Consider the following 24463-nt stretch of genomic DNA (forward strand, 5'->3'; position numbering starts at 1 on the left):
TGTTATTACTGTCATCTGAGAAGCTACTTCTTGGACAGATTTTTCTCCAGCAGATGCTTGTTTTAAACTATCCTTTTACTCGTTGCAACCTGGTCACCTAAATACCTATATAAAAATAACAATAAGCAGTGTCTCCACTAAAAAATGTTTAAGCATAAAAAAATCCCGATTATCATTTATTGATAATCGGGATTTTGACCATATATTATAGAAGATCTTTACGTAATTCCGCAGCAGATTTTGCTGATAACAGACCGAAAGGAATATCAAATACTGTTTTCGCACCTTTGTCGCCTGCTTGGCTTAAACGATGTGCAGCACGTGCATAGGCAACGAGCACACTTGACGTGAAGTTCGGATTACTGTCAAGTTTTAATGAGAATTCAAGAATTTGTTTGTCATCTGCGCCGCTGTCTCCACTGCGAATAACGAAACCACCGTGTGGCATACCTGTATGATTTTCTTTAAATTCATCTTCTGAAATAAAGTTTACTGTTGTGTTATATTCGTCGAAGTAGTTTGGCATTGTCACAATTTCTTGCTCCACTTTTGCGGCATCTGCACCTTCTTCTAGAACAACCCAGCATTCACGCGCATGTTTTTCACGTGTTGTTAACTCTGGGTTTTCACCATTACGAACACGTTCCACCGCATCTTTAATTGGTAACGTATATTGAACTGCATTTTTTACACCTGCAATACGACGGACTGCATCTGAGTGACCTTGGCTTAAGCCATCACCCCAGAATGTGTAAGTTGTACCTACAGGTAATACAGCCTCACCTAGGATACGGTTTAATGAGAACAAACCTGGATCCCAGCCCACTGAAATTACTGATATTTTACCAGATTTTTGTGCTACAGCGTCAACCGCTTCGAAAAACTCTGGAATTTTCGCATGAGTATCAAAGCTGTCAATTGTATTAAACCATTGTGCAAAGTGTGGTCCTTGCTCAGGTAAGTCTGTTGCAGAGCCTCCACATAAAATCATTACATCAATGTCATGTTGGAATTTTTCAGCGTCATCAACTAAATATACGCTTGCGTTACTTGCAACGCTTACTGTTGAAGGATCCCGTCGTGTGAAGACAGCTACTAATTCCATATCGGGATTTTGCGAAATTGCGTATTCCACACCGCGTCCTAAATTTCCATAACCTACAATACCTACTCGAATTGCACTCATTAAAATTCCTCCTCACGTTAACGTGACTTTGTGATAACTTTCACGTTAAATCTAATTACAATAATACTTCGTGTTAGAAAAATTCACAATAGTTTGAGTACGTGTTTTTACTCATAAACTATATAAGTTTTGTATGATTTCCATACTATAAAGGCATGAATACGGTTACATAAACAAATCTTGTAGAACGAACCATTAAGTTTTCGTAAAAGCCTTGTAAATCAAGACTTTTTCATCATCGGGTCTTGTACAATAGCAATAACGACAAGGGGGCATGTTGAATGAAAAGTAATGGTCACTCACCAAGTACAGTGTTGGCACAAGGGGAACTATTGGCATTCCATAATGCACAGAAATCTGCTCAAGCTCATAATATCAACAGTAATGGTATAGCGGATGAGGCAAAGCATCAAAGATTTTCACCCGACAAACAGCTATGTATAGGGATATTACCTTTTGACGTTAATCAACAAATCCTAGATATCTCCAGTAAAAAACACAAGGTCAATGAAGTGAACTTTTATCATAGTGGCAAGGAAATTGCACGCTGGATTATTAAAAAAAGTGAATACAACAAGCCTAGTCCTGACTTCTTTATTTGAAGTCTGTGCTTATTTGTGAGTACGCGCTTAGTTCTTTCACCTCTCATTATTAATGAAGCATATTATGCTATCACATAGGGACAGGCATCAATATGTACTATAAACATAAAGAAAGAGAGCAACCTCTAATTGAACAATAAAAGAAACCCATAGATAAAAATAAGCAAGGATTCTTTTATTTTTCAAAAGATACAGCTCACTTTACTGTTAAAGGTATTGTTTCCGTTTGATTATCCCATTTTAGTATGACTGCAATCTCCGAATCCTCTCTAGCATCAGTACATCCCTTCGCTAACGTGGCTACCCCGTATTCATTTAATGGCTCATCCCCGGATGCCTTATCATAGGAATACTCAATTCTTTTCGGAATAGTTTCCTTTCCAATATATTGAATAGCACCAGCAGTTGGTTGGCAACTATTAGTTTTCTCCACTTCATAGCGTACGCTCCAATTGTCACTTTCTCCAGTAAACATAAAAGTTTCTCCTGCACAAGCCGCTAAAAGTGACAGACTGAGGAAGATAAACAAAATGCCAATCTTATTAACTACTGCCGATTCACAACTGAGCGCATCTACAAAATTTTTATTTCTCCTCTTGTTCATCTGTGGCACAAAATAATTGGTGCATTACTGAATCTCCTGCGCCAATTGGTTAAGGCGTCGCTCATCGATAATGTGGTAGCCATGCTTTTGCTTTTCCAGTATCTTTTCTTCGCAAAATTGGGCTAGGACATATAATAAATGGCGATAAGAAACCCCTAAATATTCACAGATTTCCGTATGCTTTTCTTTATAGATGCCCTGATCAGATGATAATTGGATAAAGGCTGCTAGACGATTTTCCAATGGGTATGCCTGATTTTGCGTATATTTTGATGTCATTGTAGTTGCCTTTTCCCCTAAAAATACACATAATCTGCGTAAAAAAAGTGCATCTGCGAGTAGCTTTTCTTTGCATGCCTGTGTGGCAATTGACAGACAAATTGTTGTTGTCACCGTTTGAATCCCCTTGGTATATCTAGCCTCATTGAGTAATTCAATTTCTCCCATAAACCGTGGTGCTTCCAAATATTCAATAAGCGAAACCTTGCCGTTCTTATGCGTCATATAGAGCTTCGTTTTCCCCTCTATCATGTAATACATCGTATCTGGGTATGAACCTTCTTGAAAAATCCATTCTCCTTTGTCAAATTGGCAGACTTCTAAATATGGATAGATGTCAAAGGAGAAAAAATCATCAATCGGATATTTTTTTATATAATATTGCCGTGCTTCACCTGTCAGTATTTGCATTTTTTATTCTCTCCTATTTAAAATATGAGATATCTCACATTATTGTAACGACTATCGTGCTATCATTCAACATAGTTAATGGAGGTACATAATTTAATGAACAATCAACGATGGCTTTCTCAAAATTTCTTTACTTTTTTCATTACATGGGGGATTTTCTTACCTTATTGGACAGGTTGGCTTGTGGATGCTAAACATCTAACGGTCTCTCAGGCAAGTGTTGTGATGGGCTGTGGTCTATTAGCAAGGGCCACTTCTAATCTTTTTTTCTTTCCAACGTTAGCAAAATATGTACACAATAAACGCCTTATTACGATTTTGGCAGTTGGTGCTTTGATGACAACATTACTTTACATACCGAGTACAAGTTTCAGCATGCTCCTTATTGTGACAATTTTATTTAGTGTATTTTATCCTGCTCTTTTACCTGCCGTTGAAAGTAGTGCGGCAACGCTCGTCCAGCATGGCAATGTTCACTATGGTAAAAGCCGCTCCTATGGTTCATTCGGTTTCGTTATAGCGGTACTAATTATCAGTATGCTAACCGGTGTCTTTGGTAAAAACGTAATCTTTTGGAGCATGATTATCGGTTTAATAGGTATGCTGTTGATGCAACAATTTGCGACACCGAAGGAATTACTTGTTGTGCCTACAAAAGAGCAGCGAGCTAAATCCCTGTCGATGAAAACATTATGGCAGATTAAAGGTTTTCCAATTGTTTTATTGATCGTGATATTGCTACAAGGCGCACATGCTTCGTATTACAGCTATGGCTATATCTATTTAGAGGATTTACAGGTTGACCCATTTTATATGGGGATGATTATTAATATTGCCGTGATTTGTGAAATCTTATATTTCATGAAGGCGGATACACTATTTACGAAATGGCGTTCTTCCTCGTTATTACTGTTAGCGGCAAGTGGATCTTCCTTACGCTGGTTAGTTATTTATTTATTCCCAAATGTCTGGGTGTTTATTGGCTCTCAAACATTACATGCGTTATCTTTCGCGCTTGCACACTTTGCTTTTATCCGCTATTTAACGAAAAACTTACCAAAGGAACAAATTCCGAATGCACAGGGACTCTATTCTGCATTAGCGATGGGGTTAAGTACCGCGATCCTGACGTTTTTAGGTGGCTATTTATACGAAATTTCACCGGGACTATCTTTTGCAGCCATGCTGATTTGTACAGTTCCAGCAATCGGTATCTTGTTGCTTACTAGAAATACTTATAAATTTTAAAAGCAGGTGGGAAAGACAATTTGTCTTCCTTCACCCGCTTTTCTATGTTTACCTAGGATAATAAGAGAAACCAGGATATTTGACAACTGGCCACTTTTCTTTTCTTAAAGCATGTAACAATTCTGCGCCAACACATAAATTGCTCTGAACAAGCTCAGTTGGGGTTAAAGCCATCCATTGGTTTAATGAGACATCTTGAAATTTATTACTTTTAAATATTTCGAGGAACCACAATGTTTCTGTCCCTGTGTTCTCGATATAATGACCATTTGCGAATGGCACATACCCTACATCACCTGCACGATAATCAAATGTTCTAGCATTACCGTTTGCTGCAAATACTGTCATTCGCCCTTTTCCGTTTAAATAATATTGCCATTCATCATTGTTCGGGTGCCAATGCATTTCTCGCATTGCCCCAGGTTCAACCTCAACAAGAGCGGCAGCTATATTTTGTGAGATAGGAAAGTTTGAGGAATCAACAATTCTTACACTACCTCCAGGTGTTTTCATAGGAGGTTGTGCAAGCAGTTGATGTTTGAAGGTTTGAGGGACTGCCATACGGTGATTGAACTTTTTGCGTTTCAATGGGTCCTGGGACTTTGTCTTGATAAATATAAACCTGTTCAGTGGGAATATGATTAAATGCGTGAATAGGCACGCCGAAATTTGATGAGAGCACATCTTTAGGTGTATGGGCAAACCAATCAGATAGAGAAAACGTATTGAGATCCGAGAAATTTCCATCGTCAAATACGAGTAGAAATTCACAGCCATCCTCGAGACCTTGAATGGAGTGAGGAATTCCCGGTGGAAAATACCATAAGTCACCGAGTCCTACATCAGCAATAAAGTTGTGGCCATTTTGATCTACTGCTGTTATTCGGGCGTGACCAACTAGCATATAAGACCACTCTGCTTGTTGATGCCAATGAAGTTCTCGTACTCCACCAGGTGTCAAACTCATATTGACTCCTGCCAATGTAGTGGCGATAGGAAGTTCACGAACAGTAATTTCTCGTGACCATCCCCCCTTATTTAATGTCATATTGGTATCGGAAAATGAAAATCTAAGATTAGGAATAAGTCCTGCATCTGTTTTAGGAGGCACTAGCATATCAGGATTTTGCATATCCCTCATAATATCTCTTGGTCCTTTATCTATTCCCCCAGCTCCATCATCTCGAAAGGGCTGTGGAATATAATAGCCTTGTGGCATTTTCTCCAATTAGTCACCTCTTTTAATAAAATGAACAATCTGTTTTTAGAGCTAACACAGTCGTTGGGCATTTAAGCATACTCATTTTACACTGTATGGAGTCCATACTTGAATTATTCTTTCTACAAAGTGTAGACGCCTGTCAGCTATTGCACCCACATATTTCGCCTGTATCATGAAAAGTGCCATTAGACATTAAACGCGACTAATCCATAGAAGAGCAATATAGTCGAGTTTGAAAGGCATATATGCATTTGGGTTTCCGTTTTTTTGAAGTTTCACCTGTTCTAGTCCCACAGCAATTAATTTAAGTTTATAAATTTCACAGAAAAAGCTGTTTGACATATTGATCACGCCAATGTGTCAAACAGCTAATTATAAACATGGGATATTCTTGTCTTTATTAATTTTCTATGGAGCGAAGCTCTAGCAAATATGCTCACAACAAGTTGCTATCAAGGTTATTCCTCAAATCATTTTTCTTCATTGTATTTTTTATGCGCTTCAACTACGTATTCATGTAATATTTGTAAGCCAGCCTTTAATGCTTCATTGGTTGCATAGGCATACGATAAGCGAATATGATGGCTATCTTGTGCATCGTAGATATAACCAGGATTTATGAGGATTAGTCGATGCAATAGCCTAGTAAATAACTCTTTATCAACAATAGGTGCATGAAACTTTAGCCAAATATAAAAGCCTCCTTTTGGCTTAGCCCATTCAGCCATATCACAGAATTTTTCAGTCAAAATAGCCTCTACTAAATCAGCTCTTTGTTGTAATTGTTGGCGTAAGTTTATAATATGCTTTTCATATTTTCCAGATTGTAGCCAGTGCCGTACAATTTCTTGCGAGATTGCACTTGAACCATAATCTGTCTGCATTTTGATATCCGCTAAACGCTCAATGACGGTTGTTGGTCCTATTAACCAGCCAATACGTAGTCCAGGGCTTAGTGTTTTCGATACACTGCCAATGTATAGTACTTGCCCACTATCATCCATTGATTTTATAGGGGGCGTTCCCTCATTGAAGAGTAATTCATGATACACGTCATCTTCAATAATGGGAATACGAGACTGTTTACATGCTTCATAAAGCTGTTTTTTTTCTTGTGTCGTCCAAACACCACCCGTTGGATTATTTAACGTAGGCACTACATAAAAAACAGCTTGTCGTTTTCTCTTCTTCTGCGCCAATGTTTGCGCAAGCTGTTCATCACGATGGATTGTTATCATTTGCATACCAACAGATTGAAACGGATGGACGGAATTTAAATAAGATGTTTTTTCCTGAAAAACGATTGAACCCTGTTCAAGCAGGCCAACTGCAATGAGCTGCAATGCTTGAAGAGCACCTGAAACAATACAAACATTTTCTGGTTGTGCATGTATTCCTCTTTTTTCCACATAGTCACAAATCGCTTCTCGAAGTCTGTAGTTGCCTTGGGGAGATGAATAACCCAAAGTTTTAGGCTGTAAGGAAAGTTCCGTTAAGGATGCTTCAATTTCAGCAGTTGGCAATAAACTTGGTGCTAACTCCCCAGTGCCTAAACGTATGATATCATCACGCTGTTCGTATTCATTGATTAATTGAATGGTATGATAATTTGGCTTATGAAGACTTGTATCAATATAAGTTTGCCAACTTGGTTGGGTTTGTGTAATCAATGCATGCCAAGAATTATACGAGACATAAATACCTGCGCCCACCTGTGCTTCCAGTATTCCAGCTGCCTTTAACTCCTCTAATGCTTGCTGAACAGTACTTCGATTGACGGCAAACTGCATGGCTAGCTGCCGCTGTGTCGGTAGCTTTGTGCCAGCAACCCAATCGCCCCTCTCAATACGTTCTGTAATCCATGTCACAATTTGTTGCTGTAATGTTAACGCTCCCTGTCTTGTGGGTCGCCAGCTCATTTCCTCACCTCTCAGATTGGTTGGGTAAAAAACCAACCAATTGGTCGTTTTCTTTTAGTTATAACACAACTTTTTAGATTTTATGAAAAATGCTTATATATCAACACTTAAATCGTATTTCCCAACTGTATTTGTGTAGTGTTTTGTGTAGTAGACCACTTGTTTTAAATAGTGGTCTTTTTTATTTCCGCACAATATACCCAACTATCCGTGGACCTTTAAGAGGCTTCTTCTTTTTATCAACAGGCTTATTTACATTTTGTTGAAAACTTTTATATTCCTTGTCCTCCACAGATAAATGAATATACAACAAAAATCCCATCATGGAGTGATCTTTTCATCAATTCTTCATTTTACTCTTTTAAACAGCGAACTTTTTTATCTGGTAATTCGTCCAATTATTAGTAATAACTATTTTTAAAAATAAAAGGAGAAATAAATATGAAAAAACCGATCAAAAAAACTTGGATGATTGCTTCTGCACTTACTATAGGAATGGCTGTTCTAACGCCACTTCAAGCAGGAGCTGCATCAGCAGAAAAAACAATTGAAGCATCCGTTCAAAAGGAACAACAACAACAAATTAAAGGGACCATTAAAAATATCTTCAACAGTGGAATGTACCTTAAAGGGCAAGATAGTAAAAATTATTTCATCAGTTTCAGTAATTTTTCTACTGAACAAATAGAAAAAATGAGCTTAGTAGAAGGACAGGAAATCTCTGTAGAAGGTAACGTTGTAGAAGATTATATTGACTTCAATACATTTGAAGCTTATAAAAAAGACCTACCTAAAGAGGTAACAAAAGAAGATTTAATAAGATTAGAAAAAATGTTTAATGAAATGAAGAAGCTAGAAAAGGAAATAAATGAAGACAATGATTATTCAGTTGAAGAGATAGAAAAGAAATTTGAGGAAATGGATAAGATTTATGCCGAAATGTTTAAAATTGAAAAGCCATATGTATTAGCTAATTGGCTACCTAAACCATTTGATGAATATATAGAAGACTACGGATTTAATGAGAGTAATATAGTTATTAAAGAAAACGATAAAAAACAGCTTAAAGCTATTTATGAAGAATGGGTAAAGCTTGAAAAAAGTGGGGATGAAGAAAAGGCTAACGATAAATATGAAGAGTTTTATAAAATCCTTGAGCCATATGTAGATGAGCTAAATGCACTAGAAACATTGGAAAAATTTATGGATAGCTATAAGAAAGCCATGGAATTTTTAGATATCCCCGCTGAAACTTTAGTCAAACTAAAAGCTCTTCAAGGGGATTTACAAAAAGCATTAAAAGATAAAAATGATGAGTTGTATGATAAGTTACACGAAGAATTCTATGGAATCCTTAATCAGTTCGAAAAGCCTCAAACATTTGAAGAGTACATGGCTGACTTTGAATACAAAGTTAGTGAAGCAGATAGCAAGAAATTAAAACAACTTTATGAAGAATACCAAGCACTTGATAAAAAAGGAGAACAAGAAAAAGGCGAAGAAATATGGGAAGCTTTTTACAATATTTTAGCCCCATATAGAACAGCAAATAAAGAAATTCTTATTTCAGGTTCTAAAATAACGATAAACGGCCAAGACTATCTTCCACAACATTAACCAGTAAAAATTCGGGGTTATCCTAAAAGTCATTAAAAACGATTTTTGGGTATAACCCCTTTCCTTACCTCTCCCATTATTCAAAATGAGTCATTTCTCCATCTCCTTATAAAATATAAAATGTTAGTTTAAATTTTAATGAATCTGTAAACACTCATTGTATAACCGCTATGAATACGCTCGGTGAACTACAACACCGACAAGAAAACCCAGACTCCATTCATAGCGGTTATTCCCCTTTACCATTCCAGCCAGTTATCTAAATTAGGTCTATTACATATTTCCGCTCGACTATCACGTTCTTTAAGCCAGTTATAAAACGATGTTGGACGCTCTCTATTAGTTGTTTCTTCTATATATGATGATTTTACTAAGCTTCATGCTTGAACGCTCAACAGCCTTGCTATAAGCCCCTACAAATACGGCTCTTAATGTACTCGCAACTGTCACTACACCTTCTTTAATATCCATAGCAATTTTGAATAGAACGTTCTTAGCTTTTATAAATTCATCCATAGAATTTACTTGTGAAGCTAGTACACATTTATATAATTCATCTTTTAAGTTATCCGCTAGTGGCAAGCTATTCATGAAATCAAATAGTGTCACCTGATACTCATTCATGTATTCTTTTTTCTTTTCAGCTTGCAAAGCCAATTCATTACCCAGACTCATAATATTATTTGCTTGTTTAGAACTTAAAAGATTAAAAGAATTAGATGGTTGGTTTTCAGATTGTGTACGACAAACCACGTCATTACTAGCTTCATCGACTGTCTCTCGTTGGGACACGTTCGATGGGACATAAGGTAAAATGCGATAAATACTTGCTCCTTTAATGCCGTTTAATTTCGTACCAGGTACTTTTTCGATGATGCCCAATGACTCTAATTTCTTAATGCTTCGATAAACAGTCTTTGTACTAATTTCCAATGCTGTAGCAATTGTGGCTGCCTTCAAATGACAAGCCCCTGGATTCTCTAAGCTATGAGAAGCAAGCTTGAAAACGATGGCACGTTCTGATTCTGTTAAGTCGTAATAGTGTGCTGCTATGTGGTCCTCCACACTCTTATCCATATCTGCTACTGTTTCAAATGTTGTGTATGTTGCTAAATATTCAAATGCCATCGTTTCCACCTCACTTTCTTTTTTTACTTTGAGTAATTAAAAACTCAATGAGCAGCACATAGCTTGTACATGCTGCCTGTTCAGTTTTTAAATTTTTAAATCTGAAGCACGATATTTTAAATCCGAAGCACGATAGTGGGATTCAATTCGTGCAGCTACTGGATCTGTAATTTCTACTTTTAACGAGTATCCTTTTTCCTCTAAGAGCTTTACTTCTGCTCCCTTTGATACCGCCCATTTTTCAATCTTCTTCAAAGCCGAATATGCACTTTTCAACTTGCCCTCGACTGCATTCACTCCATGAATAATGAATACATAAGGCTCCGTCTTTGAAACTTCAACACGTTTCTCGATAGTTTCAAAGATTAAATCACTAACTTCTAATCCAGCTAAATTTTTCATCTTACATACCTCATTTCGATAAATTATTTGTTAAATACATATTAAATGATTATAATGTATATTACAACTGTTTTATGACTTTAATACATATTTATTTTCAAAATATGCTATAATATGTTTAATAATAATATTAAATGAGGTGAATACATGGAGATTACAAAGAAGGTAAAAAGGTTACTGGTCGAGTCTGATATAAACGCAACTCAATTAGCAGAAAAGATTGAAACTACTCAATCCAATCTGTCTCGTAAAATGAAAAACGAATCGTATTCAGTAACAGATTTAATTAAAATTGCAGATGCTTTGGGTGTTGAATTGGAGATTAATTTCATAATGGAAGATGGTACGAAGATTTAAAAGATGAGGAAGTAATTAAGTGAACCAGTTAGAACAAACAACAAACGAATTACTTGAAGCAGGCTATACAATTGAGGAGATTAAAGCAGCCTTTGAGGAAGTAATTAATAACGCAAAAAATTCAAAGACAATTGATGAAACAGATAACTAATTTGGTTGTCTGTTTTTTGTATGTACTTTTTACTCCAAATTCCCTAGAATGGAAATATAGAGGGAGGAATAAATTTATGAAAAAATTAATTTTTAGTGCAGCATTAATATTAAGTTTAGGATTGGCTGGTTGCGGAGAAGAAAAAGCAAAAGAAGAACCAGGCGAAAAAGAAACACCTGTATCTACTGACAAAGTAGAAAAAGAAGAGACAAGCAAGGATGTTTATTTTAAAGATAATGAAGTAAAGATAGAGGATTTAAAAATAAACATTACTGAAACCAAAGTTATTCCAGTTGGCGAAAAAGGTAATGAATATGGAGATAAACCAGTATTCGCTATTTGGTTCAATACTACAAACCTAAGTGATAAAGACATTGATCCAGGGTCAGCGTGGTTTGCTGTATTTACAGTAATTCAAGATAACAATCCAAACGCTGTTAATGAATTAGAAGTAGGAGCATTACCAGATGATAGATTTTTAGATACTCAATTAGAAACAATTAAAAAAGGTGGCACTGTAGAACACGCCATTGCGTATGAGCTGGATGATTTAGAAACACCAGTTACATTAGTAGCTAATCAAGGGATTGGCGGTAAAGAATTAGGTAAGCAAGATTATCAAATTAAACAATAAAAGAAAATTTAGTCACTCACCCGAGTGGCTTTTTTATATGTTACTTGATTAGTGCTTCTTTAATTTGCTTATCCTTGTAATTGAAATGATATAACATTCCCGAGAGTAAGTTGGAGGTGACAGAGATTAAAAAATCTTTAACAATTTTATTACTACTATTAATCAGCTTATTGTTAAGTAGCTGCTGGAGCAAAAAAGAATTAAATGAACTTGCTATTGTAATGGCGGCTGGTGTGGATAAAGTAGATGATGAATACGAAGTTTCTGTGCAAGTAGTTGCTCCTGGTGAAATATCTTCAAATAAACCCTCTAGTGGGCGATCACCGGTTGTAACATACCATGCTAAGGGGAAATCTGTATTTGAAGCAATTAGGAAACTGACAACAATTACACCTAGAAAAGCTTATTTTGCACACCTTCAAGTTGTTGTCATCGGAGAGGATTTAGCTACAGAGGGTATCGATCAAACAGTAGATTTATTAGCAAGAGATCCTGAAGTTAGAAATGATTTTGATGTAATCGTATCTTATCAGTCCTCTGCAAAAGAGGTCTTAAATGTTTTAACACCTATAGAAAAAGTACCTGCCAATAAAATTATAAATTCATTAGATGGCTCAGAGAAGGCTTGGGGATCTACATTATCAGTCAATATAGAAGACTTAGTGAATATCCTTGGCAATAAAGAAAAAAGTGCCGTGCTCTCTATGATTGAAATACAAGGGGATACACAATTAGGCATAGATAAAGCTAATGTAGAAAGCATTAAAACTTCTACGATATTGAAGTATGCGGGCTTAGCTATATTCAAACAAGATAAATTAATAGGATTTTTAACAGAAGAAGAAAGTAGAAGCTTCAATTTTTTGAATGACAATATCAAAAGTACAGTTGAAGTTATTTCTTGTCCTGAAGAAGGTAAGTTAACAATAGAAATTAAAAAATCAACAACTAAGATTAAGGGAAAATTTAAAAACAATACGCCCCAAATTAATGTTCGTATTGATATAGATCAAAATGTGGGAGAAGTTGAATGCGCTATAGATTTAACTGAAAACAAATCTATTGAGTATATTAATAAAAAAACTGCAGAGTTGATAAAGACTGGAATTGAAAAAACACTTATGACAATTCAAAAGAATTATCAGGCCGATATTATAGGATTCGGGGAAGTGCTTCACCGTGAAGATTACAAAACATGGAAAAAAATTAAAGATGATTGGTCAACGATATTTCCCGAATTAGAGATAAAAGTTGACGTCAATGTAAACACTACTGGCGTAGGTACTATGACAAACTTGAAATTAAAGGAGTAATTTAAATAATTACGGTTATGAAGGAAAAAGACCAGGTACTCAAATTGAACTGTACCCCGTCTTCGTCATTTATTCGTTTGTTTGCTTATTAATAGTCTCTCCACCTGTGTTTTTTAAGGCTTGGTTTGAAGGGCAATGGGCCATTATTAGATAGACCTTATTTAATAGGCAGTAACAACAAGTTGTTGCTCTTTTCCACTTCTTCGTTTTATTAAAAACCTCAAATATAAAATTTAAAACCAGACAGGATGATAAACTATAATCCAATCGTGTCTGGTTTATCTTTCAATCTATTTTTTGATCAGTATTATGGTTTTTTACAAGCAAAGTTAAATCCACCGATTTTACGTGCTTCCATTACATCAGTAATTCCACTCAAGCCAGCATCATCTCTTGAATCTATTACTGGATAACCATCTTTAGCATAACATTGATTTGCAAAATTCATTTTCTCTACATGTGTAAGGTATCGATCCCAGAAGAAGTATCCCATAATAGTAACAAGTCCAATTCCAGCAAGTATCGCCATCGCAGCATATGGTGTTATTTCCCCATTTTCATTTTCTTTATAAATTATTTCACCATCAAAGTTTTCCATATCTATTCCTAAATCTAAAAGTGTATCCTCAACCTCTTTTGGAGTTAATGATTCTAAAGTTTCACTATAATAATTTAATTCTTCATTTGTAAAATCATATTTTTCTTTAGCAGTTTCCTCATCTAATTCCAGTTTTTTAGTATCAAAATTATACAATATTGATTCTGATAAAACACTTTCTTTACTTTCCAATTCTTTAGCGCTAACAAAATTAGGGGATACAGTAGACGCCAATAAAGTAAATATTAAACCCCAGATTAAAAAATTCAGCCTTTTCATAACAATAAATCTCCTCCATATCTATTTTTAAAAATTGAGAATAGTAACACTATATATGTTTCTTAATACAAAAATCTATAGTATTTATCCTAATTTGGTTCCATTATACATTATTTACAAATAAATGTATAATCAAATAATAAAGGTGAGGTGATTTGTTTGCTCTTATTTATATAAAATGTAGAAATAAAGCATTATATTAGGAATGTAGGAGAAATAAAATGGTTTTGTGATTATTTGTATTTGAGGTAATCCTTACCGGTATGTTAGATATAGAGATAAAAGGAGGATATTTGAATGACTAAGAACAAATATGTTAATGTGGCATTGGGGATATTTTTTATTTTTTTACTGGGAGTATCTTTTTTAATAAATATGTATAGTTATTTCAATACTAAAGAGCTGGACTCAGCAAGCACTAAATGTTATGAAAACGACGGAGAAGTCATTTTTAAAATTCATAATAATCTCACAAGCAAATACTCTTTTGAGTGTAAGTAAAATTAATTTTTAAATTTAAATAAAAAAAGCCCAGGCTCACAATTATGAACTGCACCCCGTATAGTGGACACTTTAAAAAGTGACCCTATTTGGGGTGCAGTTCATTAAATGAGTACCTGGGCTTTGGTGTTACTATTTGTTTTTACGTTGCTGAATAGTAATATACAAACCAATCAAACGATCAGTTATCATAGTACCATTCTGTAAATCCTTCAAGTGCGATTCAAGAATAATTTCATCCTTAACAGCCTGAGCAATAAACTTTTCTACTTCCGTTTTCATAGCTGGTGAACCCGGATTCCAATTTGTCACTTTAATTTCCTCCTTTTTGTCTTCCACAATTAGTTGTACTTGTCCTTTGCTATTAGTAGGCACTTTTATTTGTCCTTCTAACTTGTAGCCTTTAGGCATCTTCCAAGATGATTTAACCTCGAAATGTGGTCGGTCAATAGCATTAGTCCAAGTACCTCCCCACTCGATGCCTATCTTCTTGGCTATAGCTCCCACTCGATTAAGCGTTGTTACATCATATAATGATTGTGGAGGGCCTACAGCAATATCCCATGCTAGACGTGATTTATGATTGCTATTTAATGTCCAGGTAACAATTTGCCCTGGCCGTGTTCTTCCTTGTGCGTATAAGTACTTTTGGCGTTCCTGTGAGCGATATGTTTCAGTAATGAAGATGTTCTTAATACCTACCTTGTAGCACTCTTGAAATAGTAATCTACAGGCTGTTTGTGCAGCTGGAAAAAGCTCGGCCAAGTCTCGGCATGTAGTCGTTACGCTTGTCATTTCACATCATCCTTTGGTTTGTCATAATCCATTGCTAGTGTGCTGTCTGACGCCCCTTTAGTTGTTGGGTCGATGATAATACCAAGTAAGCCTAAGATGCTTAGAACCGTCTCTGAAATGGCTGTAACTTGATCGTTGTAAATTGTAATATCGAAATTAAAAATGCCCGCTGTTTGATTAGCGAGCACAAGTAGAAATGCAATTAATGACACCCAAAATTGTTTATGTTGTAGTCGTACTTTCCAGTTAATCTTCATTTGAATTTCCCTCCACTTTGTCTAATCGTTTATGAGCTGATTTTGCGGATTCTTCCACACGAATCAAACGTTCATTTTGTGATTCAATTTTTCGCGCCTGGTCTTTTAAATCAAGTTTTATGTCATCTACACCTCGCGCTATATAATCCACCTTTGAAAAAATACTTGCTTCCGAAGCGCCTTGATTTTTGCTATCTTTTTTCATTGTTATAATTGCACCAAGCACGCCTAACAAAGTACCGATAGCACCAAAAAGCAATGACATTTCAATACTCATAGAACACCTACTTTCGCATAATAAAAGCCCTCCACAGTGTGGAAGGCATAAAAATAACGCTAGGCTTCTGCCTGCGTTTCATCTGTTACTTTATTATGTTGTTCATCCATCATTGTGCATAACTTTTTATACTCGTCTTGGTTTATTCTCTTCGTCATTAAAAACAAACTTAAATTCGTTGTCATTTCCTCATAATCACATTTTTGATTAGTAATTAATAACCTTGCAGCACTATAAGTCATATTCATGCTTTTTCCTCCCTACACACCAATTTCTTTCATCGTTAGCAATAATTCTGTGTTTAATAACGTTTGTGCTTGCATTTCTTCAACAGTAGGTTCCGGCTCGATTGGTGTCGGTTCAGGAATAGTAGGCTCTGTAAATTCACCTGTTTTCTTATCGTAATCCCAACCTTCTTTTACTTCGTGCTTGTCTGTAATGTCAACCAAAACAATATTCGGTGCAAAATCAGGCTTATTCTCATCTTCAAAAACCCAATGCGCTTTGTCATATAATATTTGTGCGAATCTCATTTAATCACTCCCACCATTTCACTGTTAATATGCCATTACCGCCAGTTCCAGAATGTGGCCCTCCAGCGGCGCCGCCAGTACCGATAGTAATAGAAATGTTGGATAAAGGCGTAACACTTACAGGTCTATCATAGACAAAATCTCCACCGCCTCCTCCGCCTGCATACCAAAAACCGTGTCCTTGTGCCCCTCCAGCACCGCCACTGCAATAACCTCCATTTCTTGCAGCTACTACATATTTAGGATACGGCGCTGTAATGCCTCCGAAATAAGGGCCGCTGTCACCACCTTTACCGTACCAGCTACGCGACTGGCCATTAACATAGCCGTCCGATTCTCCATTCTGACCGCCTGGCCCTCCAGCGGCGCCGCCTACACCTGTTCCTGGATCGAAATTTCCTCCAATACCACCGGCACCACCACTTAACGTAAGCAAACTACCAAACGATGTGGCACCTCCACTACTACCATTTTTACTAACCACAGTATCCCCATTACCACCTCCACCACCGCCACCTGTGATGTACACTTCGGTTATACCTGCAGGTACGGTAAACGTGGCATTTGATGTGTAGGTTTTTGATTTTAATACTTTGCTTGTATTTTTGTTCGCGATTTGAGTGCTTACGTTCTCTACATTTTGTTTAATTTGATTTACACTTATCTGCGTTGAGTCAGTAGTAGTTTTAATACCATTGACAGCAGTTTTAATTTCTTGTTGCGTTTCATAGCTTGGTAAATTTTTAGGCATTACTCAACCACCTCCACATAATCCATAGTTGGGCAATTTAAAGTTGTGTTCCAACCAAGAATTACTTGATACTTTTTATTTCCTTCAATGAATTGATTATGTTTCGCCATCTCTTTCGTATGTGTATTAAATTTGCTATTTACTTTATTGACTCCCTCTACAATGTTTTTTACATCTTCGACCTCAATATTGTTAATGTCACCAATTTTATCGATAATTTGTGTAGTATTCTGTGATATAGAAGCCACTTTGTCATCTACATATTTTTTACTTGCAAAGATAACTGTAGGATCCACTTTTAATGTCACAGCACTAGCGTTGGATACCTCTAAAATCATACGTAAATATAAATCTTTTAAACTTCCTTGTGCAGTTGCAGGCTTATATGTTTCGGGAACCTTTCCAATTGCTAAAAGGATGCCTGCTGAATCGAAAACACCTATTTCCCTGACGCTAAATCCTCCTGCTGTTGCAGGGATAACAGCCTCTACAATTACCCAATTTGGATTTGTTTCATCGATGGAAATCGAATTAATAGGTCCTCGCCAAACTTCATTAACAAGCTTTGTAGCAGTAGCTACAGGATTATAATAAGCGCCGTTACTATCACCTACAGCTATATTTGAAAAATCAAAAAACTAAAGACAGCGAAGCACTGCCAGTCAAAAAACAAATATTATTTGCCCTCTCTGTGTCCCTTTTAAACCCACACGCTATTTTGGACACAATCGGCGTTATTGGAACAAGTGCATTAAAATACAGTGGCACAGAGCAAATCCTGTTCACTGCTGCGTGCATTATACTTTCCTGGATGTGGTTTTTTGGCCTCACAATTGCTGGTGCATCCATAAAAAAACTCGACAGCTCTGGGAACCATATGAATATCTTCAATAAATGCTCAGCGGTTTTTATCTGGGCTACTGCCATCTATTTATTGAGTGATTTACTGTAAATTGAATGATGATACATAAAGGATTTATTCTATCAAAAAGCTGAGAGTTGCGTGCCTATACTCGCATTGTTTCGGAGACTCGAGTGCTCAGGTCTTGACCTGAGCGTTTCTTCAGGAGACCCGAGCGCAAGTGGTCTTGACCCGAGGGCAAGCAGGCCTTTCCTGAGCATTCGTGCTTCCACTCGTTACAGCATGAAATAAATTGTAACTTTTTCGTTAAATACTTCCGTTTGAATAAATTTATCTCCTGTCCTGTTTTCGCCAAATTTTATGTCATTAAGTAATACGTTTGCTTTAAGTAATGTCTCGTGTTGTTGTATAATTTCAGCTGTTTTAGCATCTTCTGTTGAGATGGAAATGGCTATATATTGTTCAACAGGTAATGCCCATTTTTTTCGAGTATCTTGAATGGAGCGGATTAATTCCCTTATCTGCCCTTCTTGCAATAAATCCTCTGTTAAGTGTGTGTTGAGAAGCACACGACATGATGTATCTTCTGCTAAAATATAGTGTTCTTTTACCATCGATTCGTTTACTACATGCACTGGTAATAATGTGATTTCGAGCCCTTCTATGTTCAGCTTTACTGCACCGTCGCGTTGTAATGACTTTTTCTCGTCAGCGTTTAGATTCAAGACGTAATCTTTTACTTTATTGACATGCTGCCCAAAGGCTACACCTGCCGTTTTGAAATTTAGTTTGTAGTGGATTGTTTCATACGCTGAAAAATCATTTGTCCAAATACATTGTTTTATATTTAATTCATCTTTGATGATGGCTGTATATTGCGCATACCTATCCAAGTCATTGGCCACGGAAACAACAATTTCCCGCAATGGCTGCTTCACTTTTATAGCTTGACTATTACGTAGACTTCTACCGAGTTCCACGATTGTTAAAACATGTTCCATTTCTTTTTCAAGTTGAAGGTTAAGCAGTGCTGTATTACATGGCGGATAGTTTTGTAAATGTACACTTTTACCACATAATCGCTTATATAAATCCTCTGCAATAAAGGGTGTAAATGGCGCTAATAGTTGACTAATAGTCGTTAGCAATTCGTACAGCGTACTATACGCTCCTCGTTTATCATCTGATAATCCGTTTGCCCAAAATCGTGCACGTGAACGACGGATATACCAATTGCTTAGTTCTTCGACAAGTTTACCAATTTCACGTGTCGCTTGCGTAAATTGGTAGTCGTCCATGTTTGTTGTGACAAGCTGAATTGTGTGGTGTAAGCGAGACAATATCCAATCATCCAGTTTTGTGCGTGTACCTGTATTTGCTGAGTCGTATTGGAAACCATCGATTTCGGCATACAGCTGATAGAATTTAAATGTATTATCGAGTGTATCCACAAGTTTTGATTTTGCGTCCATGACTATTTTCTTTGAAAAGCGCTTAGGATTCCACGCAGAGCTATCAACTAAAAATGACCATCTTAAAGCATCTGCTCCGTATTGTTCGATGAGTTCAACTGGTTCTAAAGCATTACCTTTACTTTTCGACATTTTCTGTCCATGCTCATCTAATACATGCCCTAATGACAGTACATTTTTATAAGGTGCCTTTCCTGTAAATAATGTTGAGACAGCTAATAAACTATAGAAAAATCCTCGTGTTTGGTCGATGCCTTCGATGACCACATCTGCTGGGAATTGATTTTTATGTGTTTGCTGATTACTAAATGGGTAATGATGTTGTGCAAATGGCATCGAACCACTATCAAACCAGACATCGATAACCTCTGGTGTACGTTCCATATCACCTTTGCATTTTGGGCAAGTACAGACAACGTCATCAATATATGGTTTATGCAATTCCATTTTGTCATCAAGAGTTCCCTTTGCTAAGACACTTAACGCAGCTATACTATTGGGTGCTTCTTCATGACCACAATCCTGACAAATCCATACATTGAGCGGAGTACCCCAATAGCGATTGCGGCTAATATTCCAATCCACTAAGTTTTCTAGGAAATTGCCAAATCGACCGTGTTTAATGTGCTCTGGATACCAGGTTACTTGCTCATTATTTGCTAGCAATTGATTTTTCAATGCCGACATATTGATAAACCAGCTATCAGTTGCATAGTAAAGCAATGGTGAATCACAACGCCAACAATGTGGGTAGCTATGCTCATATTTTTCTTTGTCAAACAATAACCCTTTTTCTGCCAGCATTTTAATAATAGCGACATCACAGTCTTTCACAAATTTCCCTGAAAGTTCTGGTACTTCTTGTGTATAACACCCTTTTAAATCTACAACGTTGACAAATGACAAATCATTGTGTTGAACAGTTTTATAATCCTCTTCTCCGTATGCTGGTGCAATATGCACAATCCCCGTACCACTTTGCTCTGTTACGTAATCTGCTAATACAACAACATGCCCCTTTGCGACTGCTACATAGGAAAAGGGTGAGATATACGAAGTTCCTTCAAATTCATGACCATCATGCTCACTTAACACCTCAAATGGTTCAGGCAATACTTTTTCAACAAGCGATTTAGCGAGTATATAAATTTTATCGTGTTTCTTTACACGCACATATTTTAAATGAGGGTGTAATGCCAATGCGACATTTGCTGGTAGTGTCCAAGGTGTCGTAGTCCATCCAAGAAAATACTCATCTCGATCTTTTCGCTTAAACATCGCTGTGACAGATAAATCTTTAACATCCTTATAGCCTTGGGCGACTTCATGGGAACTTAACGATGTTTGGCAACTCGGACAATACGGGGAAACACGATGCCCTTTATATAAAAGCTTGTTTTGGTGCACATGACTCAAAATATGCCAGACCGATTCAATATAATCGTTACTTAACGTTAAGTACGGATCCTCCATATTAATCCAATACCCTAGTTGTTCTGTAAAGGATCGCCATTTCTTTTCGTAAGTAAAGACGCTCCCTTTACATTCTTGAATAAATCGTTCAATGCCATAGTTCTCAATTTCTTGCTTACCGGAAATCCCAAGCTTTTTTTCTACACCTAATTCTACCGGTAAACCGTGTGTATCCCATCCGGCTTTTCGTTCAACAAGATAACCTTGCATCGTTTTATAACGAGCCACGACATCTTTTATGGTTCTTCCAAATGCGTGACCTACGTGTGGTAAGCCATTTGCTGTTGGTGGTCCTTCATAAAACACAAAGGGTTTACTGTCTGAACGATTATCTACAGACGCTTGAAACGTTCTTTCTTGTTCCCACATTTTACGAATTCTTGCTTCTCTCTCTACAGTTGTTTCTTTCTTTTCTTCGACTTGCATGTAATTCCCTCCTATACTCTTGTATAAAAGGCATACAAAAAACCCCGTCCCAAGTAAGGGACGGGGTTAACCGCGAATACCACCCTAATTCTATTGAAAAACGCTCAATAGCACTCAGCAACGTACAATCATACGTGTTCTTTTTAACGGTAGACACCCGAATTAGCCTACTAAAGTTCAGCTAATCTTCTCAGAGAGGATTTTCATGAAACATTTGCACACCGACTTCCACCAATCTGTCGGCTCTCTGTAGAACAAAATGAAACACTACTCTTTCTCATCAACGAATTTGTATGCTTTTATTGTGGTTCATCGTAACAAACTAGCATGTAATTGTCAACAATTTCAAAATAATAATTTTGTAAGGTATTTACAATTTGTACAATAACCTTTTCGATCCAAGCGTGCATCAATTACTCAATAATTTCAATTTCATCTAAATTTGCAGCAAAGTCATAGCCTTGTGAAATTGTGTCATCTTTCATAGTATATGTGATATTCACCTGTTTGCCGACAGCAATTTTATCTTTTACACCATGAAGTGGAAACCATACACCATTTTGGACAAGCATATCCCTTCTTATAACAGCTTCTTTGGCAAAAATCTTTTGTTGAACTTGTATTTTACGGTAAGTCCAACTACGTAAGTAATCCTTACTTTTGTTAATCACAAGCTTTGATAAATATGCCTTTAACTCTCCTCGTTCCTCATAGTTTTGCTGATTGTCGTAGAATTTTATAAATACATCTTGAACGATATCTTCTGCTCCTTGTAAATCCTTTACGTAATAAAAGGCAAGTCGAATCAGTCTTTCTGTATGTTGCGCCATTACTTCTTCCAGTTCATTCATTGCAAGCAACTTCTCTCCCCCTATCTGCCCTATAAACGATGCTCACGATGTGAAGGTTTGCTTTTTCTGTCATTTATTCAAAATTTTCATCAGAAAAAGGCGCAATAACCGTTTTTTCTGATGAAGACAGCACAATATTCGTGGAAGGCGTTCCATAAGGCATCGCTTCATCGATAAATCGCTCCAAAGTTTCCACAGAGTAGGTCGCAATTTTTACTATATAACTAATTTCACCCGCTACCCGATAACATTCAAGGACATCAGGATGTGCATTACAAAAATTAGAAAGACTTTTACAATCAATGGATTTAAATAAAATAATGGCTTGTATAGTACGATTCATTTTTTTTAAATTAACCTTAGCATTATAGCCCTCAATAGCCCCCTGCTCCTCTAGCTTTTTGACGCGTTCAATAACGGCAGGAGATGATAAATGAACCTTTGCGGCCAACTCCTTCATTGAGATTTTCGCATTTTGTTGCAATTGCTTTAATATTTCTGTATCGATTCGGTCCATATGTATCCACCTTTTTTTATAAACTGTATTTCGAAAATTCCCTTTGATAATAAAGTAAATCCTCTAAATAACAGTATACAACTTCTGTCTTTGTACAGCTTCCTTTACTACAATTATTTATATAAAGGAGGCAAAATCACATGACAAAAATATTATTGCTATTAGCAAATGGCTTTGAGGCTGTGGAGGCCAGTGTTTTTACCGATGTACTAGGTTGGAATAAATGGGAGGGAGATGGTACAACTGAGGTTGTGACAGTAGGATTGCATAATCAATTACAATGTACATGGAACTTTAACGTAGCCCCTGAGAAATTGCTTCACGAAATTACATTAGAAGATTTCGATGCACTAGCGATTCCTGGTGGTTTTGAGGAAGCAGGATTTTATGACGATGGTTTTAGTGAGGAATTTCAGGCAATTGTCCACCATTTCGATGAACAGAAAAAACCAATCGCTACGATTTGTGTGGCTTCCCTTATTTTAGGACACAGTGGGATTTTACATAATCGTCAAGCAACCACCTATAATCACCCAACAAGTAAACGATTAGCACAACTGCAATCCTACGGAGCAATCATTGTTAATGAGCGTACTGTGCAAACGGAGCATATCATTACATCGTCTAATCCTGGCACAGCTTTTGACGTCGCTTTCACGTTACTCACAATGCTGACATCCGAGGAAAATACATTGAAAGTAAAAGATTTAATGGGTTTTAAATAATTGATTGAAATGAAGCTGCCTCAATGTAATCGTTTGAGACAGCTTCGTTATGTTAATGATGTTTTATGAGTAATTCATGTAAGTTCGAGCCAAGTTCCTTATTGCGCGCGACCAATGAAATTGTTCTCATTTTTCCAAAATTCTCAATTGGTACAGCACATAGCTGGAGATGGCCGATATTCTTAGCCATTAACTCTGGTACGATGGTAATTCCCATTCCAGCAGTAACTGCGCCATAGATAAAATCGCCAAAATTCACCTCACTCACTATGTTCGGCTGATAACCTAATGCTTGTATTTGTGCAACGATATCCTTTCTTGTATCACAAGGGGCTTGGTGAACAATGAGTGGTTCCTCAGCCAGTTCTGAAAAATCAACGGTTTGTCTTGAGGTGAATCGATGATTTAAAGGAAACACCACATAGTAGGCCTCCGTAAACAAATCGTAACTCCACATAGCTTCTCCAATATAGTTCGCATCCACAAATACTGCATCCAGCCTTCCCTTTTGTAATGATTGCAACAGCTCACTGGATGTATTTTGGATCATAAGTGTCATAGGGTTATCCATTTGGTTTATCTTTTGAGGTAAATAGTAAGTTGCTAAGCTAGGTAGGCTGCCTATCGCAATAGGGTTGCTTTGACTAAATTGCTGTAATTCCTCACGAATGGCAACTAATTCAGCTATAACTGGCGTAATGCGCGTATAGAAACGTTCACCAGCTGCTGTTAATTCAATCCCCATCGATGACCTATGAAATAATTCAATCCCAAGATTATTCTCTAAATTTTGTATATGTTTGCTCAGTGCTGGTTGTGAAAGATTGTTGACTTGAGCAGCTTTAGAAAAACTTTTTTGATTAGCGGCTTCAATAAAACTACGTAACCACTCTACATGCATAAAATTCACTCCATACCCTATAACGTTTTGTTATATCCTTATAAAATAATGATTGTTCCATATTCAATAGTTTTTGGTAACCTATTAAACATGCAAGGTGTTTCGATTATAACATATTGTTATAGCTAATCTACTAATGCAAGGATTATTGGTAGCAAAGTATTAATCGACA

Annotated in this window: 27 protein-coding genes, 3 pseudogenes and 1 other annotated feature; of the genes and pseudogenes, 10 read left to right on the top strand and 20 right to left on the bottom strand. The window is 36.6% G+C overall.

Annotated elements, in window-relative coordinates; genetic code table 11:
• Positions 1 to 205: 205 nt before the first annotated feature.
• The gene (locus C9J35_RS09615; protein ID WP_107924344.1) at positions 206 to 1186 is read right to left on the bottom strand and encodes a diaminopimelate dehydrogenase; all 981 of its coding nucleotides are present in this window, start codon (positions 1184 to 1186) and stop codon (positions 206 to 208) included.
• 281 nt (positions 1187 to 1467) lie between these two features.
• Between C9J35_RS09615 and C9J35_RS09620 the strand changes: the two genes are divergently transcribed.
• Positions 1468 to 1788 (top strand): hypothetical protein, encoded by a 321-nt coding sequence (locus C9J35_RS09620; protein WP_107924345.1) that lies wholly within the window; start codon positions 1468 to 1470, stop codon positions 1786 to 1788.
• A 196-nt stretch (positions 1789 to 1984) separates the two neighbouring features.
• On the opposite strand, the gene C9J35_RS09625 is transcribed toward C9J35_RS09620, so the two are convergent.
• Positions 1985 to 2263, bottom strand: a complete 279-nt coding sequence (locus C9J35_RS09625; protein WP_153062953.1) for a hypothetical protein — start codon at positions 2261 to 2263, stop codon at positions 1985 to 1987.
• Between the two features lie 153 nt (positions 2264 to 2416).
• Complete coding sequence (gene yeiL / locus C9J35_RS09630; protein WP_107924346.1) at positions 2417 to 3082, bottom strand: transcriptional regulator YeiL; 666 nt, start codon at positions 3080 to 3082, stop codon at positions 2417 to 2419.
• A gap of 96 nt (positions 3083 to 3178) precedes the next feature.
• Between yeiL and C9J35_RS09635 the strand changes: the two genes are divergently transcribed.
• Positions 3179 to 4330 carry an MFS transporter gene (locus C9J35_RS09635; RefSeq protein WP_107924347.1) on the top strand — a complete coding sequence of 384 codons (1152 nt, stop codon included), beginning with the start codon at positions 3179 to 3181 and terminating at the stop codon, positions 4328 to 4330.
• Positions 4331 to 4378: 48 nt separating this feature from the next.
• On the opposite strand, the pseudogene C9J35_RS24845 reads toward C9J35_RS09635, so the two are convergent.
• Both C9J35_RS24845 and C9J35_RS09645 read right to left on the bottom strand, forming a co-directional pair.
• Positions 4379 to 5549: pseudogene (locus tag C9J35_RS24845) on the bottom strand (oxalate decarboxylase family bicupin).
• A 473-nt stretch (positions 5550 to 6022) separates the two neighbouring features.
• Positions 6023 to 7471, bottom strand: a complete 1449-nt coding sequence (locus tag C9J35_RS09645; RefSeq protein ID WP_107924348.1) for an aminotransferase-like domain-containing protein — start codon at positions 7469 to 7471, stop codon at positions 6023 to 6025.
• Between the two features lie 441 nt (positions 7472 to 7912).
• On the opposite strand from C9J35_RS09645, the gene C9J35_RS09650 reads away from it, so the two are divergent.
• Complete coding sequence (locus tag C9J35_RS09650) at positions 7913 to 9088, top strand: hypothetical protein (RefSeq protein ID WP_107924349.1); 1176 nt, start codon at positions 7913 to 7915, stop codon at positions 9086 to 9088.
• A 339-nt stretch (positions 9089 to 9427) separates the two neighbouring features.
• On the opposite strand, the gene C9J35_RS09655 is transcribed toward C9J35_RS09650, so the two are convergent.
• Together C9J35_RS09655 and C9J35_RS09660 are read right to left on the bottom strand one after the other, a co-directional pair.
• Complete coding sequence (locus C9J35_RS09655) at positions 9428 to 10216, bottom strand: helix-turn-helix domain-containing protein (protein ID WP_235616253.1); 789 nt, start codon at positions 10214 to 10216, stop codon at positions 9428 to 9430.
• A gap of 87 nt (positions 10217 to 10303) precedes the next feature.
• Complete coding sequence (locus tag C9J35_RS09660; RefSeq protein WP_054768109.1) at positions 10304 to 10618, bottom strand: hypothetical protein; 315 nt, start codon at positions 10616 to 10618, stop codon at positions 10304 to 10306.
• Positions 10619 to 10765: 147 nt separating this feature from the next.
• Here C9J35_RS09660 and C9J35_RS09665 point away from each other — a divergent pair, with 147 nt between their 5' ends.
• The 4 genes from C9J35_RS09665 to C9J35_RS09675 all read left to right on the top strand — a co-directional run bounded on the left by C9J35_RS09665 (position 10766) and on the right by C9J35_RS09675 (position 13073).
• Entirely contained in the window at positions 10766 to 10975 is a 210-nt protein-coding gene (locus C9J35_RS09665) for a helix-turn-helix domain-containing protein (protein WP_054768110.1), read from the top strand.
• A gap of 19 nt (positions 10976 to 10994) precedes the next feature.
• A complete protein-coding gene (locus C9J35_RS24525) occupies positions 10995 to 11126 on the top strand; it encodes a hypothetical protein (protein ID WP_268807921.1) in 132 nt (43 codons plus the stop codon).
• Positions 11127 to 11202: 76 nt separating this feature from the next.
• The gene (locus tag C9J35_RS09670) at positions 11203 to 11760 is read left to right on the top strand and encodes a DUF5067 domain-containing protein (protein ID WP_107924350.1); all 558 of its coding nucleotides are present in this window, start codon (positions 11203 to 11205) and stop codon (positions 11758 to 11760) included.
• Between the two features lie 116 nt (positions 11761 to 11876).
• Positions 11877 to 13073, top strand: coding sequence for a Ger(x)C family spore germination protein (locus C9J35_RS09675; protein WP_235616254.1), 1197 nt, complete (start codon positions 11877 to 11879; stop codon positions 13071 to 13073).
• A 307-nt stretch (positions 13074 to 13380) separates the two neighbouring features.
• Here the strand turns inward: C9J35_RS09675 and C9J35_RS09680 are convergent, their stop codons facing one another.
• On the bottom strand, positions 13381 to 13950 hold the full coding sequence (locus tag C9J35_RS09680; protein ID WP_107924351.1) for a hypothetical protein: 570 nt from the start codon (positions 13948 to 13950) through the stop codon (positions 13381 to 13383).
• Between the two features lie 297 nt (positions 13951 to 14247).
• On the opposite strand from C9J35_RS09680, the gene C9J35_RS09685 reads away from it, so the two are divergent.
• Positions 14248 to 14451: a hypothetical protein gene (locus tag C9J35_RS09685; protein WP_107924352.1), complete on the top strand. Its 204-nt coding sequence runs from the start codon at positions 14248 to 14250 to the stop codon at positions 14449 to 14451.
• A gap of 132 nt (positions 14452 to 14583) precedes the next feature.
• Here C9J35_RS09685 and C9J35_RS09690 read toward each other — a convergent pair whose 3' ends face one another.
• From C9J35_RS09690 to C9J35_RS24850, 8 genes and pseudogenes are all read right to left on the bottom strand, one after another.
• Positions 14584 to 15246 carry a M15 family metallopeptidase gene (locus C9J35_RS09690; RefSeq protein ID WP_054768112.1) on the bottom strand — a complete coding sequence of 221 codons (663 nt, stop codon included), beginning with the start codon at positions 15244 to 15246 and terminating at the stop codon, positions 14584 to 14586.
• Positions 15243 to 15503 carry a phage holin gene (locus C9J35_RS09695; RefSeq protein WP_054768113.1) on the bottom strand — a complete coding sequence of 87 codons (261 nt, stop codon included), beginning with the start codon at positions 15501 to 15503 and terminating at the stop codon, positions 15243 to 15245. Before C9J35_RS09695 ends, C9J35_RS09690 begins: the two co-directional genes overlap by 4 nt.
• Positions 15493 to 15780, bottom strand: a complete 288-nt coding sequence (locus C9J35_RS09700; RefSeq protein ID WP_107924353.1) for a hypothetical protein — start codon at positions 15778 to 15780, stop codon at positions 15493 to 15495. Before C9J35_RS09700 ends, C9J35_RS09695 begins: the two co-directional genes overlap by 11 nt.
• Positions 15781 to 15839: 59 nt before the next feature.
• Positions 15840 to 16028: a hypothetical protein gene (locus tag C9J35_RS09705; protein WP_054768114.1), complete on the bottom strand. Its 189-nt coding sequence runs from the start codon at positions 16026 to 16028 to the stop codon at positions 15840 to 15842.
• Between the two features lie 12 nt (positions 16029 to 16040).
• Complete coding sequence (locus C9J35_RS09710; protein ID WP_054768115.1) at positions 16041 to 16313, bottom strand: hypothetical protein; 273 nt, start codon at positions 16311 to 16313, stop codon at positions 16041 to 16043.
• A gap of 4 nt (positions 16314 to 16317) precedes the next feature.
• Positions 16318 to 17064, bottom strand: coding sequence for a hypothetical protein (locus C9J35_RS09715; protein WP_107924354.1), 747 nt, complete (start codon positions 17062 to 17064; stop codon positions 16318 to 16320).
• Complete coding sequence (locus tag C9J35_RS24120; RefSeq protein WP_235616255.1) at positions 17064 to 17312, bottom strand: hypothetical protein; 249 nt, start codon at positions 17310 to 17312, stop codon at positions 17064 to 17066. The genes C9J35_RS09715 and C9J35_RS24120 overlap by 1 nt, the downstream gene beginning before the upstream one ends.
• Before the next feature lie 78 nt (positions 17313 to 17390).
• Positions 17391 to 17684, bottom strand: a pseudogene (locus C9J35_RS24850) (phage tail protein); the annotation flags it as partial.
• 17 nt (positions 17685 to 17701) lie between these two features.
• Here C9J35_RS24850 and C9J35_RS09725 point away from each other — a divergent pair.
• Positions 17702 to 18016 (top strand): annotated as a pseudogene (locus tag C9J35_RS09725) (LysE/ArgO family amino acid transporter); the annotation flags it as partial.
• A gap of 185 nt (positions 18017 to 18201) precedes the next feature.
• Here C9J35_RS09725 and ileS read toward each other — a convergent pair.
• The 3 genes from ileS to C9J35_RS09745 form a co-directional block, all read right to left on the bottom strand.
• Positions 18202 to 21297, bottom strand: a complete 3096-nt coding sequence (ileS, locus tag C9J35_RS09730) for an isoleucine--tRNA ligase (RefSeq protein ID WP_107924356.1) — start codon at positions 21295 to 21297, stop codon at positions 18202 to 18204.
• Positions 21298 to 21350: 53 nt separating this feature from the next.
• Positions 21351 to 21590 (bottom strand) — a binding site (T-box leader).
• Positions 21591 to 21710: 120 nt separating this feature from the next.
• Positions 21711 to 22148, bottom strand: coding sequence for a sigma factor (locus C9J35_RS09740; protein ID WP_107924432.1), 438 nt, complete (start codon positions 22146 to 22148; stop codon positions 21711 to 21713).
• Positions 22149 to 22221: 73 nt separating this feature from the next.
• The gene (locus tag C9J35_RS09745) at positions 22222 to 22665 is read right to left on the bottom strand and encodes an Lrp/AsnC family transcriptional regulator (RefSeq protein ID WP_054768119.1); all 444 of its coding nucleotides are present in this window, start codon (positions 22663 to 22665) and stop codon (positions 22222 to 22224) included.
• Positions 22666 to 22805: 140 nt separating this feature from the next.
• Here C9J35_RS09745 and C9J35_RS09750 point away from each other — a divergent pair, with 140 nt between their 5' ends.
• A complete protein-coding gene (locus tag C9J35_RS09750) occupies positions 22806 to 23390 on the top strand; it encodes a DJ-1/PfpI family protein (protein WP_107924358.1) in 585 nt (194 codons plus the stop codon).
• 52 nt (positions 23391 to 23442) lie between these two features.
• On the opposite strand, the gene C9J35_RS09755 is transcribed toward C9J35_RS09750, so the two are convergent.
• Complete coding sequence (locus tag C9J35_RS09755; protein ID WP_107924359.1) at positions 23443 to 24291, bottom strand: LysR family transcriptional regulator; 849 nt, start codon at positions 24289 to 24291, stop codon at positions 23443 to 23445.
• Positions 24292 to 24463: the final 172 nt, after the last annotated feature.

The organism is Lysinibacillus parviboronicapiens (assembly GCF_003049575.1).
In the GTDB taxonomy this organism is placed as follows: Bacteria; Bacillota; Bacilli; order Bacillales_A; family Planococcaceae; genus Lysinibacillus; species Lysinibacillus parviboronicapiens.